The sequence below is a fragment of the Streptomyces sp. NPDC048671 genome (assembly GCF_055587045.1).
This window is the reverse complement of the sequence record NZ_JBVJHB010000012.1, coordinates 118,204-132,818: the sequence shown is the minus strand read 5'-3', so window position 1 is coordinate 132,818 and position 14,615 is coordinate 118,204. Positions and strand designations below refer to the sequence as shown.

The window sequence follows — 14,615 nt, the reverse complement described above, 5'->3', positions numbered from 1 at the left end:
TGAGGGACCGGGCGGCCGGTGGCGCGGAGCTTTCGGACAGCCCGCTCACGCAGCTCGTCGGGGTGTTGCGAGCGCGCCGTACTGGGATCACCGTGTGTGCTGGGTCAGAAGAAACGGGCCCGTGGCCTGCGGCAAATGAATGCCGCAGGCCACGGGCCTGTCGCTTCACGACGTTTCGCGAGAGTTATGACCGGTCAGGTCAGAAGAGGTCGAGCTGGGCAGACTCGACCGCACCCAGTAGGCGGCACTCCCTGGTCTCTCCGTCAACGCACACGTAGCCCGTACCGACAGCCATGTCCCGAGGGTCTCCGTCGCGGAGATAGGCAGCTGACTGGCAGTCGAAATAGAAGTTGGATCCCACCTGAGCGCGTTCCCCTTCGACGAGCGCGAAGGTCATGCCCTCGTGGCTGACTTGCTGGTCCAGGAAGTTCTGGGCCAGCACGGTAGCGTCTTCGATGTCCAGCATCAGTCTGTCCTCAGAAGAGAGAAGTTCCGCCATGGCGAGAGATTGGCATGTCCCGACTGACCGTCCAGGAACACGACCTCACCCTTGACGTTTACCACGTTGAAGACATGCGCGCGTCTGCCCTTCTGCCCCTGCACGATACCTCTGGCGCCGTTCCCTGCGGTCTTGATCTCATTGACGATGCCGGAGATCGTGGACGACTTGAACTGTCTGCCTCCGTACAGGGCTTCGAGCGGCGCAGTCGAGCCTGCCGCGAGCCCTCCCGGTGCCGAGGAGGGAGCTCCGTCGGCGAGCAGACGGTCGACTGCCACCGCGCAGGCGCGGCAGTTCGTCTCGCCGCCCTGAGGATTGACCAACGCTTTGAGCTGCGGGGTGAGGGGGGTCTTGTAGGGAATGCCCCCATGTCCCAAGGTCACGCCTCCGCCGCCGGGGCCGAACCTCAGATTCCCGACCTTGATTGTTGTTGCCTCGGGAGCGACAGCTGCTCGCCGCCACCCTGTCAGGCCGCTGACCCCCACGAGAGCTACCTGTTGGGTAAGTTCGTCGGCTGCTTCGGCGTAGAGGTCGGCGAGTGCGTCGCAGCCTTGTTGGCGGAGCATGTATTCGGCGCGGTAGAGGCGGTACGCGGGGCGGACGGGGAGGTACTTGTCGAGGAAGGCGCCGGCGCCGCCGTTCTCGCCGGTGAAGGCGTCCTGTGCGTCTCCGAGGAACACGAAGGGCGACTTGACGACGTCGACGAAGGCGTCGCCGAAGATGCCCAGTACGTCGCCGACGCCGTTGACGCTGTCGTTCGGATCATCAGGGGTTCGGCCGCTCCGGTCGGTCAGGAGGGTGGGCCTGTTGTCGGCGTAGGCGTACGGGGACACATGGGGGGTTGAGGTGCTGCGGGTCACCGGGTCGGTGCTGTTGAAGCGGCCGGTGGCGGGGTCGTACTGGCGGGCGTGGAGGTCGATGTTGCCGGTGGTTGATTCATAGCGGGCACCGGTGTAGGTGGGGGTGCTTGAGGGCGCGCCGGTGGTGACGGTGCCCAGGGCACGGGTGCCATAGGGGTCGTAGGCCCAGCGCTGGAGGAGGGCGCCGGTGCTGCTGGTGACGTCGAGTGGGGAGCCCTGGGTGTCGTGGTGGTAGTAGAAGACTGCACCCGCACCGGTTTTGGTGGCTGCGGGCTGGCCGAGGGGGTCGTAGCGGTAGGACTGCTTGACGGTCGAGGCGCTGTCGTACTCGGTGGCGAGGATCGGCAGGGGGGCGTTGGGGTCCCACTGGGTCCGGCTGGTTACAGCGCCGTCCTGGAGCGTGGCGACCTGATTGCCGCTGGCGTCGTGGTCGTAGGTGTAGTTGGCGCCCGCGACGGTGGCGGCGGAGATCTGTCCGGCCAGGTCGTAGGTGAAGGTGCTGGCGCCGGCCTTTGTCTGGTTGCCTTCCGCGTCGTAGTCGTACGCGGTGGTAGTGGCCCCGGTGGTGGTGGAGGCGAGCTGGTCGGCGTCGTCGTAGGCGTAGCTGGTGGACGTGGTGCCGAGGGCGGAGGTCAGGCGGTTGCCGACCTTGTCGTAGGTGTAGGACGTGGCGCGGGTCGCGGCGCAGCCGGTAATCGAGGGCTGGGGGTAGCAGCCGGAGGTGAGGCGGCCCGCGGTGTCGTAGGTCTGGTCGTAGCCGCCGGTGCCGACTCCGGCCCGGGTGACGTCGACGCGGGTGGGCAGGCCGGCCGCCGACAGGGTCAGGGCGGTCTTGGTGACCGTCGTGCCCGCCTTGGCGGAGGTGACGGCGGTGACGCGGCCTGCCCGGTCGTAGGTGCGCTCCTCGGTCTCGGTGTTGGGCAGTGCCGTCTTGGTGAGGTTGCCCGCCGGGTCCGAGGTGTAGGTGGTGGTGGCGCCGTCGGCCGTCATGGTGGCGGTGCGGCCGTCGTTGTCGTAGGTGTAGCCGATGGTGTTGCCGTCGGAGTACTTACGGGTGAGCATCTGCCCGGCGGCGTCGTAGGTGTAGGCGAAGCCACGGGTCTTGGTGAGGTCGCCGACCGTGTTGTAGACGAAGTCCTCGGAGATCTTCGCGTTGGCACGGGCGGTCATCTGGCCGGCGTCGTCGTAGCCGAGGGTGACGTCCGGCGTGGCATCCGAGTAGTCGATCTTGGTGACCAGGCCACGGACGTCGTACGTCCGGGTGGTGGAACCGCGGGGCGTCGTCACCTTGACCGGATTGCTGTCCGCGTCGTACGCGTACGTCGTCGCCCGGTCCAGCGGGTCGGTGACCGACGTCAGGCGGTGCGCCGCGTCGTAACCGTAGGTGGTGACGTGGTTGTTGGCGTCCGTGCGACCGGTCATGTTCCCGACCGAGTCGTAGCCATAGTTGGTGGCCGCGCCGCCGGGGGCTGTGACGGTGGTCAGTTGGTCGAGTTTGTCGTAGCGGTACGTGGTGGCGCGCTGGTCGGCGTCGGTGCTCCGGGTGATGTTTCCAACGGCGTCGTACTCGGTTCTGGTCACGTTGCCGAGCGGGTCGGTCACGGCGGTCGAATTGCCCGACGGGTCGTAGGCGTAGGTGGTGGTGTACGCCGGGGGAGAGGCGCCGGTGACGTTGCCCCGCGGGTCGACGGCCGTGGTCTGGCGGCCGTCGTCGTCGTAGGTCCAGCTCTCCTTGTTGCCCAGGGGGGAGGTGCTGCTCAGCAGGTTCCCGTCGGCGTCGTAGGCGTAGGTGCTGGTCTTGCTCAATTGGTTGGTGCTGCTGGTCAGCCTATTGTTCTTGTCGTAGACCGAAAGGGTCGTCTTGCCCGCTGCGTCGGTGACCTTGGTGACGTTGTCATTGGCGTCGTACGTGTAGCCGGTGGTGTGGCCCAGCTGGTCGGTGTTCACCAGCGGCCGGTTGATCGCGTCGTAGGCCGTGGTGGTGAACGCGCCGGTGGGACCGGTGACCTTGGTGCTGTTTCCGGCGGCGTCGTAGGCGTAGCTCGTGGTGTGGGCGGCCGGGCCCGCGCCGGTGACGTTGCCGCGCGGGGAGACGCTGGTGAGCAGACGACCGACCTTGTCGTAGGTGTAGGTGGTCTTGTTACCGGCGGCGTCCGTCTCGGAGGCGAGATGTCCGGTGGCGCTGTAGGTGCGGGTGACGGACTTGCCCGCCGCGTCGGTCGTCCTGGTCAGGTGCCCGGCATCGTCGTAGGTGAATGCCGTGGTGTCGCCCTCGGGGTTCTTCGCGGTGAGGAGTTGTTCCGCGCCGTTGTAGGTGTAGATCGTGGTGCGGCCCAGCGGGTCGGTGGCCGAGCTGAGCAGTCCGCGCCCGTCGTAGGCGTACGTCGTGGTGTAGGCGGCGGGATCGGCGTCGGCGGCGTTGCCGCGCGGGTCCGTCTTGGTCAGGATCCGTCCGGCCGCGTCGTAGGTGAACGTCGCTTTCTCACCCAGGGGTGTGGTCACCGACGTCCGGTTACCGGCCGTGTCGTAGCCGTAGGTGGTGATCTTGCCCCGTGGCGTCTTCACTGTCCGGATGGCGCCGAGCGTCGTGTACGTGTAGGCGGTGGTGCCGCCGAGCGGGTCGGTGGTCGTCGTCAGCTGGTTGGACGTGTTGTACGCGTGGGAGGTCTTGTTGCCGCGGCCGTCGGTGTGGCTAGTGATGTTGCCCGACGTGTCGTAGGTCCAGATCTCCTTGTAGCCGAGGCTCGCAGGTGAACTCCGGGTGAGCATGCGGCCGGCGCTGTCGTACGTCATCGACGTGGTGTTGCCGCGCTGGTCGGTGATGCTCACGGGCCGCAGATAGCGGTCGTAGTCGTAGGTGATGCTCTTGCCGTACGGATCGATCGTCGACATGAGGACGTTGCCGGAGTACACGTCGGTCCACAGGCCGCCGTCGGGCGCCGTGGTGTGGGACTCGCGGCTGCCGTCCCAGGTGAACGTGGTCGTCTTGGTGTTCTGGTCGGTCTGGGAAGTGATCCGGCCTGCGGTGTCGAAGGTGTTGCTGACCTTGCCCCCCGCGGGGTCGGTGTAGGACGACAGCCGCTTGTTTGCGTCATACGTGTAGGAAGAGGTCTTTGCGGCGGGGTCGGTCACCGAGGTCAGCAGACCACCGGTGTAGCCGTAGGACACTGACGTCGTGTCCGGCAGGGCCACCTTGGTCAGCAGCCCGTCGGCGCCGACCGTGAAGGTCGTCGTGCGGCCGGCGGCGTCCTTGACGGAGGCGAGCTTGCCGGACACGTACGTCAGGTTCAGCCCCTTCCCTGCCTTGTCCACGATGGAAACGAGCTGACCACCGCCGGTGAAGGTCCGCTTGGTGTGGTCGGGCGTGGTCAGGATGTAGTCACTGGTGCCTTTGACCAGCTTGGCTGCAGAACCGGCCGGGGCTTTGTACGTCCCGTCGCTGTTCTGCGCGAACACGAACGACGCCCCGTCGTCCGCCCGGTAGGTGACCTTTCCCGTCGCGACCGTGAGCTTCGAGTCGAACGGTGTCGCCCAGCCGCGGCCCAGCAGGCCCACTGCGGTCGAGTCGGAACGGTAAGTGCGTTCCAGGGCTAGTGACACACCTGGGCCGACCAGGGAGGCGTCGGTGAGCTGCTCGAAGAACATGCCGGTCGCCGTGTTGACCGGGTCCGCACGGTGAGCCTGCGCGTAGCAGGTGCAGACGCCCGCCTGCGCTCCAGGGATGTCAGGCGTGTAGAAGGCTTCCACCAGGGGAGAGGTGGTTCCACCCGGACTCGAAGACCCGTCCGTGCCGGTGAGGAAGATCCATGCGTAGTACTTCTTGCCGTCCTCGAGATGCCCCCCGAGCGCGCTGCCGCTCCACCAGAAGCACTGGTCGGCGGGGTAGCCGTTGCTCGGCCACCATCCGTAGCACCAGGCACCGTTGTCGAGATAGCGGCCCGAAGGGTCACCGGTGGAGCGCTTGATCTCCTGTTGGAGGACGAAGTTCCCGGCCTCGTCGCGGACGTAGAGCCACATCCCGGACGCCTTGGATGCGGCCATGCCCTCAGGCAACTGCAGTTGCCCGCCGATCGACAGCATCGCTGGGTAGGCGGTGGCGTACGCGCTGACCCACGGGGGATTCCCTGTTGCCTGCGCGCCGAACGGAGTTGCCGATCTGTTGGCGGCCGGGCCTCGGTCGGCTGGGTCGGTGGGACGGGGGTGCGGTGTGCCGGGCGGCATTTCTGCGCGCGGGTCCATGTATTTGTGCATGGGCGACAGCTCGCCCCGGTCCCGCTTCACCTGCTGGCGTCTCTCGGCCAGCGTCATGGCCTTGGGCGGCTTCGGGAGGTCCGAAGCGGTTCTCGCCGCGGCCGTCCGTATGGCAGCCGATGGGGGTATGGAGGTCTGTTGGCCTCCGGGAGAGGCCAAGGAGGGGGTGACCCCTGCGACGGCCAGGAGAGCCAGAGCCAGGAGTGTTGTGAGGAGTCTTCGCGCTTGTGTGCGCACAGTGCATCACCCGTGAGTAAGTCGTGAACAGAGCCGGGGTGATGCTTGATCCAAAAGTGGATCGAACTAACGCACGGTGGCAGATGGGGCTGGATCCCGATGTGCCGCACCGAACGGCGCCCGGAGTGTCCCCTGGTCGCGGGGTCAACCAGCCTCCCCCCTGATGGGCGATTGGCGTGAACAAGCCGTCCTGCCCCGGAGGCGGTAGTTGAACACCCGGAGAGCAGCCATCGAAACCTGGGTTTCTGCTCGGAGACTGGCGTGGCTGTGGGGACCGGTGGGGGAGTGACAGGTGCGCCTCGTTCGCGGACCTCGCTCGCTGCCTATGTGCGGGAGTGGAGCTTTTGGCGGCGCTGTGGCTTTGCGGACCATGATCGGCCGGGTGCCGGCAACTGTCGTTGGTGACGCCCTCGACTGGGCGGTCGGTGCCTACCCCGCGGGCCGGCGCGAGGCCGCCGGGGACAGGGCCGGACGCGCCGAGCGATCACCGTCGACGGCAAGGCGCTGAAGGGATCGGACAGATGGTGCGGGGCATGACAGGTGAGCCGGCGTCCGGAGTCGGCGGGGATGGACCCGATGGGCGACATGGCGTTGGCAGCCTGTTCGCCGGCTGTCGGCCATGACGCTCGTTCTGATGGGCCGTCAGGTGCGTTGCACCGCTGGTCAGGCGGCCTCCTGACTGTACGGGTGTGACAAGGTGCCGGGAATTTTGTGGTGCTGAGCGGTCCCACTCAGCCACCTGCGCAGAGTTCCAGCGGGTTCTTCGTCTGCTGGTGGTAGACGACGTCCACCGCTTCTGAAATGCAGAAACGACTGGAAGTGCTAGGCGGGCCCGGCCGCCCGGCCCACGCACGTCACGGTCGGCCTGGCGGACGGGACGGAGGCCGAGACCGCCCCGCTGCCCAGCGGCCTGCGGTGGGGCGGGCCCGTCGCTGGCGTGCTGGGAGCGCCCCTGCCGGGCGGCCGCCGCCGCGTCGCCACCGTGGTGATCGCCGAGGTGGCGGTGGCCACCACGCGGCACCGGACCCTGCGGTTCGTGCGGCTGCGCGAGGACCTTCTTCCGCTCTCGGACAGGTGGAGGGGGCGCCACGGTGAACGTGCCGCCCCCTTCTCTCCTTGCGATCGCAGGACCGTGCGCGGGGCCGCGTCTGCGAAACGAAGGCCGAGCCCCGGCTACTCGGCCGGATCCGCCGCCGCCTCCGGCCGCAGCCGCTGCAGCTCCGTGATGGCCTTGGACCGCCGGTCGTCCGCCTTCCTGCCCGCGTGTCGCCGACCGATCTTCCGGTACTTCCCGACCTGCTCGGTGGAGGACCAGTCGTTGGTGATCTCCTTGATCTCCCCGGCCGAGTACCCGAGCCGGCCGAGGCCGGTGGGGACGCCGGCGCGCAGCCCGTGCGACGTCACGTCGCCGGCCACGTCCAGCTTCACGCGCCGCGCCAGGCGCTTGACCGCCTCGTTGACGGCGTGCGGCGTCATGCCCCACCCCTTCTTGCTCACCGGCCCGAGTGTGCGGGCCGGACTCGTCCCGGGCGTGCAGAGCCCGGCGGGCCGGCCGTCGTGTCTTCGCTGCCTCTGCGAGGACCTGGTCGTGGTCACAACCGGCTGGATGCAGCCTCTGCTGCGCGGCCTCCCGGTCACCGCCCAGCGACTTCGCGAGGACCGAATCCTCGAAGAGGCCGCCGTCACCGGCGCTGACCCGCAGCACCTATGCGCGGTGTTCAACATCACTCCGGAGACCGGACTCCGCTACACCCGCTTCTTCCACCCCGACCCCACGGACAGCGACGACGTATCCGGCTGCAACATGGAGACATCGTGACCGACCACCACGCTCACCTGCTCGCCGCGATCGTCGAGCTCGGCGGGTGGATGGAGCTCCCAGCTACCCGTGACGGGCGCTTCAGGGGCGCGGTCATCCCGGAAGGCTGCGCGGTCAGCGCCGGCCGCCGCCGATGCGGCGGTCGTCGGCCAGTGCGGTAAGCGGGCCGAACTCGCTGGCAAGCTGGGTCCACGTCAGAACCTCGCCACAGCGGGCCGGGAACTCCTTCGGGTTGAACTCGGGCATGGTCCAGGTGCCAGTGCCCCGGTCCCGCAGCCACAGGTCCCCGTCACCGTCGACCACAGTCGGCGGGACCGGTACGGGCTCGGCCTGATCGGTGGGCTCCCAGGTGACCCGGCCCGGGTGGGAAACGCGGCGCAGCTCGGTGGTGGCCAGCCGCGCGGCCAAGTCACGGGTGGACTCTTCGGCATCCTTGACCGACGCGAGTCGGAAGGCGTCGTCAAGTAGGGGCAGGGCTGGATTCTTGCTGCGCTTTGAACTCATACGCTGACTACCTCCGGTGGGGGGCGTCACATCCGTTATGGCACCCCGTAGAGGAACACGGTATCCGAGGCGGGAGCCGGGCCGGTTACGACAACTGTCCAGGTGGAGGCGCTGGCACACCGGGCGGTGGGGCTAGTAGGGCTTGGTCATGTTGGTGCGGGGTCTGGCATGTCGCGGTGACAGGTGGGGTAGGCGCCGGTCCAGATCACGAGGAGTCGTTGCAGCTCGCGGACGACTCGGTAGAGGCTCAGGCCGACGCCGTCTCTTTTGGGGATCGGCTCAGTCGCTGCAGGGTGCATAAGGCGTGGGCGACGGAGAGGAGGGTGACGTGGTGGTGCCAGCCCGGCCAGGTTCGGCCTTCTGAGTGGGCCAGGCCCAGGGCCTGCTTCATCTCGCGGTAGTCGTTCTCGATGCGCCAGCGGAGCTTCGCGGTGCGCACGAGGACGGGCAGCGGGGTGGTCTCGGGCGTGTTGGAGAGCCAGAACTGCACGGGCTCGTCCTGGTCGGCGGGCCACTCCGCCAGCAGCCAGCGTGTCGGAAGCTCGGTGCCGGCCGTGGCCCTGCGGATCTCACGTCCGGCGGGCCGGATCCGCAGGGCCACGAAGCGTGAGTACATGCGCTTGTGTCCGCCGTGGTCACTGCCCGGCCGTGATCCCTCCCTCCACTGCACCGGCCCCGCGGGGCGTTTACCGGCAGTGATGACCAGGCTCTTTACCCGCTGGGCCGGCTCGGGATAGGCAGGAACCGGTCGTGGGCCGCGGCCGGAATAGGCCGGGGTGCAGGGCTTTGCGTTTTCGGGGTGCGCGGTGGTCGTGGTCGAGATGCCCACCACGTAGTCGAGACCGCGTTCTTCCAGGCCGAGCCGGAAGGCGGCGGTGTCCCCGTAGCCGCCGTCGGCGATGACCTGGGGCACCTCGATGCCCCAGGACCGCGTCTCATCGATCATGTCGAGGGCCAGCTGCCACTTCTCGACATGACCCTCCTGGGCGGGGATGGCGCACTTGTCGCGGCGGGCCACCTTGGCCGGATGAGCTTTCGGTGAGGCGGGGTCCCAGCTCCCGGGCAGGAACAGACGCCAGTTGACCGCCGCGGAGGCGCCGTTGGAAGCCAGGTGCAGTGAAACCCCGGCCTGGCAGTTGGTGACCTTGTCCGCGGTGCCGGTGTACTGCCTGCTCACGCACGCAGACGCGTCCCCGTTCTTGAGGAACCCGGTGTCATCGATGACCAGCGCGGTGGGTTTGATGACCGGCTGCATACGCCAGGCAAGACGGGCCCGCACATGCGCCGCGTCCCACGGGCTGGAGGTCACGAAGTGGGCCACGGCCTGCCGGTTCCCGTCCTCGCCCAGGCGGGCGGCCATCGGCTCCACTGGGGAGACCCCCGGAGTGTGGACACACCTGACAATGGATCTTGACGGTCCAGGCAGGTGTAGATCCTCATTGCAAGGCCCTCGAAGTACAGTCCGGAGTTCCGGTCCGGCGCGATCGCGTTGTGGCGGGCTTCGGCTGGCAGGCGAACGTATCGGGATGTCGCCGCCGATCTGAACGTCAATCCCGAGACGCTGCGCGTCTGGGTGCGTGACGCGGACGGGCCCTCGGCGGACGGCGGCAGGCTGGCGTCGGGAGACGCGGAGGCGGAGTTGGCCCGGCTTCGGGCGGACAACGCCCGGCTTCTGAAGGCCGAGAGGGAATGGCAGCTGGAGCGCGAGATCCTGCGACGGGCAGCCGCTTATTTCGCCAAAGAGATGAAGTGAGGACCCGCCGCTGGGACTTCATCTCCGCCCACGCCGGCGTCTTCGGCGTTCAGCGGCTGTGCCGGGTGCTCCAGGTCTCCCGCTCGGGCTACTACCAGTGGCTCGCCGGCGCCGAGGCCCGCGACGCCTGCCAGGCCGAAGAGGACGTCTTGGTCGCCGAGATCCGCGAGATCCACACCGAACACCGCGAGAACTACGGCGCACTGCGGGTCCACGCCGAACTGCGCGGCTTCGGCCACACGGTCAACCGCACGCGGGTGGCCAGGCTGATGCGCAAGCATGGCATCGTCGGCCGTCACCTGCGCAAGAAGAAGCGCACCACGATCCCGGACCGCCTCGCGCCGCCGGTGGCAGATCTGGTCCAGCGGGACTTCACTGCTGGCACGCTGGACGAGAAGTGGTGCGGCGACATCACATATGTGCAGGTCGGAGCCGCGTGGCTCTACCTCACCTGCGTCCTCGACATCCGGTCGCGCCGGGTACTCGGCTACTCGATGGCCCCGCACATGCGGGCCGAGCTCGTCATCGACGCGCTCCAGGCCGCGGTCGCGACCCGCGGCGGCGACGTCACCGGAGTGATCTTCCACGCGGACCGCGGATCGCAGTACACCTCGGCCGCGTTCGCCCAGGTCTCGACCGGCACGGCATCCGCAGGAGCATGGGCAGAGTCGGCTCGAGCTACGACAACGCCCTGACCGAGAGTTTCTGGCAGGGACCAAAGAGAGAGACGATGCACAGGGAACTGTTCTTGACGATGCGGCAGGCGAGGCTGGAGATCTTCCAGTGGCTCACCTACTACAACGCCCGACGCCGACACAGCGCGCTCGCCTACCTCTCCCCGCTGGAGTTCGAGCAGCAGCACCACACGACAGCTAAACTCTCACTCGCAGCGTGAACCCCTGTGTCCACACCCGGGGGGTCACCTCACCCGAGGCTGGGGACCGGCCATTGGTCACAGGCCGGAGTAGTCGGCTTCTCTCCTTGCAACTACCACTGCATGACAGCCCTTAGGTCGACCGGCAAAAGAGACACTCATTCATGCGATCACGAAGACCACGCGCGATCCTCGCTGCCGCGTTCTTTGCGGCGGTGACCGTGGTGGTGCTCACCAGACGTTACCGGCCGGCGCTCAAGACGACGGGGCTTCGCAACCCTGCACCCGGCCGGCGGTTACGGGTGTCGGCAGGCCGGCCGTCACAGCCGCGTCCACCAGCGGACTCCAGTTGATCGCCAACGAGCGTGAACACATCTCGAAGTCCATCGCGGCGGATACCACCGATTCCGATATCGGTGCTGCGCTCACCGTTCGGCCGTCGGTCGCCGGCGCGACTGAGCCGTCCACCGCGTGCACCAGAGCCTGGTAGAGCAGATGCGGGCCGGCGCCGCTGTAACCCCCCGCCGAACACCGTGCCTGAGCAGAAGTGTCGCCGTTATCATTGACCGGTGATCGGCAACCTTGAGTCTTTCCAGGACGAGCTGGCCGCCAGCGGGTTTCCGCCGCTGATCAACAAGCTGGCCGGGGCCAGCTTCCGGGGCGGGATCGCCACCCGTGACCTCGGGCCGCTGCGGCTGGTCTCCCTCGACACGCCCGAGAGCGCCTGTATCGGGCGGGAGCGCGACGCCTCCGACGGCGAGAACCTGGCGGTCAAGGTGATGATCCGGGGCCGGACGCGGATCGAGCAAGGGCGCGGCGACGCCGAACTCGGGCCGACCGACCTGGTACTGCTCGATCCCACGCGTACGCTCCGGTTCGAGAGCACCGCCGCGGCGCACGTCACCATCCTGGTTCCGCGCCGGGAGCTTCGGATCCGGCCCGCGCAGATCGACCGGCTCATCGGCGTACGCATCGACGGCAGCCATGGTCCGGGCGCTCTCGTCTCCGTGCTGGCCCGGGAGTCGGCGTGGTCGGCGACCGAGTTCCGCGAGGCCGAAGCGCTGCGGTCGGCGGCGGCCGTCGTCGAGCTGATCGCGGTCGCACTGGAGGCCCGGCTCGGCGACGAACAACCGGCCCCGGACGAGTGGCTGCGGAGCCGGATCGCCGGCTACATCGAGACCCGGCTGGCCGATCCCGATCTGTCCCCGCCTGGCATCGCCGCCACCCACAACATATCCGTACGCCGGCTGCACAAGCTGTTCGAGGACCAGCCGCTCACCGTCGCGGCCCTGATCCGCCGTCGCCGCCTGGAGCGCTGCCGGGCCGAGCTGACCGGAAGCGGACGTACGGTCACCGCCGTGGCCGCCCGGTGGGGATTCTCCGATCCCACCCATTTCAGCAAGCTCTTCAAGGCGACGTACGGTTACAACGCCCGTGCACTGGTAACCAGCAACCGTGCACAGACGACCAAGACGCGCACAGCCGGCCCGGACAAGGATGGTGGTGACCAAGGCAGGCAATAGCAATAGGAGAAGTCGTGGCGAAGGTAAACATCGTCCGCCCCGGTGAGGGCGAGATCCTCGGCAGCGGGGCGCAGCAGATCCGCATCCTGGAGAACGGCGAGCACACCGACCACCGGCTGGGGTTCGCCGAGGTCACCATTCCGCCGGGCACCCCGAGCCCGTTGCAGCATCGCCACGCCCAGCATGACGAGGGCTTCTACGTGCTGGCGGGAACTTTCCGGTTCACCGTCGGCGAGGACCAATACGACGCCGGGCCGGGCACCTGGGTCATCGTGCCGACCGGGGCGCCGCACACGTTCGCCAACGTCGGCGACGAGAACGCGGTCATGCTGAACACCTTCACGCCGGACCTGTATGTGCAGTACTTCCGCGACTTCAAGGCCATGATCGATTCCGGGCAGCCGGTCAACGCCGAGACCATGCAACCGCTCTGGAAGAACTACGCCACCGAGATCTCGAACGAATACGCCTCGTGAAGCGCCTTCAATACGACCGCTACGGCGGCCCGGAGGTGATGCGGCTCGCTGAGTTCGAGCCACCACGCCCGGGTCCGGATGAGGTTCTCGTCCGCGTCCGAGCAGCGGCTTCCAACGCGCTGGACTGGAAGATGCGCAACGGCGAGATGAAGCTGATGACCGGCCGCTCCTTTCCCCGGGCGATGGGGCACGACTTCGCCGGAGTCGTCGAGGAGGTCGGCGCCGGCGTCACCCGCCTGAAGGCCGGCGACGCGGTACTCGGCCGGGCTCGGTTCCGGCAGGCGGGGGCGTTCGCCGAGATGGTGACGGCCCCGGAGAAGACGGTCGTGCTCAAACCGGTGGACCTTTCGTACGAGCAGGCCGCCGCCCTGCCGACCGTGGGCGTGACCGCCTACCAGGCCACGGCGGGAATCCGGCCCGGGGAGGCGGTCTTCGTCAACGGGTACCTGGGCGGGGTGGGCCGGGCCGCCGCCCAGTTCGCCCAGGCGCGAGGAGCCTCGGTCGCCGGCAGCTGCCGCAACCCTGCGGCCGACGAGGCCCACGAGCTCGGCGTCGAGCCGGTCGTGGGTTTCGGCTTCGACCCGGCCGCCCTCGCGGAACGGTTCGATCTCGTCCTCGACACGCCCGGCATGCTTCCCTTCGCCGCGGCCCGAACGCTACTGAAGCCCGGCGGAACCATCGTCGATATCGTCCCAACCCCGGCCAAAATGATCAGAAGCGCACTGCCCGGCCCGTTCCGGGCGATGACGAGCCTGCCGGTGACCGCCGACCTGGAGGAGGTGGCCCGGACCCTGCGCCTGCCCATCGCCCGTACGGTCCCGTTGGCCGAGGCGATTCCCGCCCTGACGGAGCTGGAGCGCGAGCAGCGCCCGAAGGGCGGCAAACTGGTCATCGCCATGGCCGGAAGCTAAGCCGGGCCGAGCTAGTGCTTCTCTGCGCAAGTTCGTGGAGGGGGGTTGATGTGTCTGGTCAGGCGGCTTTGAGCGGGGTGCCGTCGTAGGTCCAGCGGTACGGCTTCGCGGCGGGTGACGACCACGGCCGTTATGACGGCGATGTGGGGTGTCGCAGCGATCTTCCCTTGTGTCGCCAATTCACCGCCGTCACGCTCATTTGACGCTCCGAGCCCCGTACGTCTCCCTGGCCGAGTTGAAAACCGATGCATGGGCCTCGGCGTAAGGGAGTGGCGGCGGGAGCGGGACGCGCTGCCGGCCGGGGAGTACGCGCTGTATTTCCGGTTCGGCCCCGTCATGGCTGCGGCAACCGGCGATATCGACTCGTAGCTGGGTGACGGTTCAGCTCGACGCGAGTGTGCGCCGGCGATCCCTGGTCAGCGGCGGCCGGTGGTCAGGGTGACGAGGAACTGGCCGCCGCCCGGCTCGATGTCGGCGGTCACCGGCAGCCCCGGTACCAGTCGGGAGAATCGGTCCACCAGCCAGTCCGCCGCCTCTTGGGCGTCCCGCCTGGTCGGACAGCGGCCCACCATCTCGCGGCCCCCCTTGCGCTCCAGCCTCCCGGCAACGGTGATCAGCGGCGCGGGTTCGACCACGTACAGGTGGTCCGGCCAGGCGATGACCACCTTGACCGCGCCCTTGCGGCTGTTGCATCCGCGGTGCGCGAGCCGCTCGACGACCTTGGCCTTCCGGTCGGCGGTCCGGCTGTCGACGCTGGGCCCCCGCGGGTCGTTCACCGACTCGTCGGGATCGACCGCTTCGTCACACACCCAGCACCGCCAGCCGTCGCGCTCGGCCACATCATCAAGGAGACTCATCCGAGCAAACTAGCCTGCCAGGCCGCCACTCCGCGCACAGGGGCCCCGGCA

At 68.2% G+C, this 14,615-nt stretch carries 9 protein-coding genes and 2 pseudogenes; 5 read left to right on the top strand and 6 right to left on the bottom strand.

Features of this window, described 5'->3' with window-relative positions:
• Positions 1-199: 199 nt before the first annotated feature.
• From ACZ6S6_RS24680 to ACZ6S6_RS24670, 3 genes are all read right to left on the bottom strand, one after another.
• Complete coding sequence (locus ACZ6S6_RS24680) at positions 200-466, bottom strand: hypothetical protein (RefSeq protein WP_362960269.1); 267 nt, start codon at positions 464-466, stop codon at positions 200-202.
• Positions 466-5,667, bottom strand: a complete 5,202-nt coding sequence (locus ACZ6S6_RS24675) for a DUF6531 domain-containing protein (RefSeq protein ID WP_469706963.1) — start codon at positions 5,665-5,667, stop codon at positions 466-468. Before ACZ6S6_RS24675 ends, ACZ6S6_RS24680 begins: the two co-directional genes overlap by 1 nt.
• A gap of 1,353 nt (positions 5,668-7,020) precedes the next feature.
• Positions 7,021-7,344, bottom strand: a complete 324-nt coding sequence (locus tag ACZ6S6_RS24670) for a site-specific integrase (RefSeq protein ID WP_362960275.1) — start codon at positions 7,342-7,344, stop codon at positions 7,021-7,023.
• A gap of 91 nt (positions 7,345-7,435) precedes the next feature.
• Here ACZ6S6_RS24670 and ACZ6S6_RS24665 point away from each other — a divergent pair, with 91 nt between their 5' ends.
• The gene (locus ACZ6S6_RS24665) at positions 7,436-7,666 is read left to right on the top strand and encodes a hypothetical protein (RefSeq protein ID WP_362960277.1); all 231 of its coding nucleotides are present in this window, start codon (positions 7,436-7,438) and stop codon (positions 7,664-7,666) included.
• 114 nt (positions 7,667-7,780) lie between these two features.
• Here the strand turns inward: ACZ6S6_RS24665 and ACZ6S6_RS24660 are convergent, their stop codons facing one another.
• Together ACZ6S6_RS24660 and ACZ6S6_RS24655 are read right to left on the bottom strand one after the other, a co-directional pair.
• The gene (locus ACZ6S6_RS24660) at positions 7,781-8,170 is read right to left on the bottom strand and encodes a hypothetical protein (protein WP_362960280.1); all 390 of its coding nucleotides are present in this window, start codon (positions 8,168-8,170) and stop codon (positions 7,781-7,783) included.
• A gap of 247 nt (positions 8,171-8,417) precedes the next feature.
• A pseudogene (locus ACZ6S6_RS24655) lies at positions 8,418-9,539 on the bottom strand (IS701 family transposase); the annotation flags it as partial.
• Positions 9,540-9,608: 69 nt separating this feature from the next.
• Between ACZ6S6_RS24655 and ACZ6S6_RS24650 the strand changes: the two are divergent.
• The 4 genes and pseudogenes from ACZ6S6_RS24650 to ACZ6S6_RS24635 all read left to right on the top strand — a co-directional run bounded on the left by ACZ6S6_RS24650 (position 9,609) and on the right by ACZ6S6_RS24635 (position 13,707).
• A pseudogene (locus tag ACZ6S6_RS24650) lies at positions 9,609-10,818 on the top strand (IS3 family transposase).
• A 548-nt stretch (positions 10,819-11,366) separates the two neighbouring features.
• Complete coding sequence (locus ACZ6S6_RS24645; RefSeq protein ID WP_362960283.1) at positions 11,367-12,320, top strand: helix-turn-helix domain-containing protein; 954 nt, start codon at positions 11,367-11,369, stop codon at positions 12,318-12,320.
• A 14-nt stretch (positions 12,321-12,334) separates the two neighbouring features.
• Complete coding sequence (locus tag ACZ6S6_RS24640; protein WP_024494953.1) at positions 12,335-12,796, top strand: cupin domain-containing protein; 462 nt, start codon at positions 12,335-12,337, stop codon at positions 12,794-12,796.
• Positions 12,793-13,707: an NADP-dependent oxidoreductase gene (locus ACZ6S6_RS24635; RefSeq protein ID WP_469706962.1), complete on the top strand. Its 915-nt coding sequence runs from the start codon at positions 12,793-12,795 to the stop codon at positions 13,705-13,707. The genes ACZ6S6_RS24640 and ACZ6S6_RS24635 overlap by 4 nt, the downstream gene beginning before the upstream one ends.
• 416 nt (positions 13,708-14,123) lie before the next feature.
• On the opposite strand, the gene ACZ6S6_RS24630 is transcribed toward ACZ6S6_RS24635, so the two are convergent.
• Positions 14,124-14,564, bottom strand: a complete 441-nt coding sequence (locus ACZ6S6_RS24630) for a hypothetical protein (protein WP_362960289.1) — start codon at positions 14,562-14,564, stop codon at positions 14,124-14,126.
• Between the last annotated feature and the right edge of the window lie 51 nt (positions 14,565-14,615).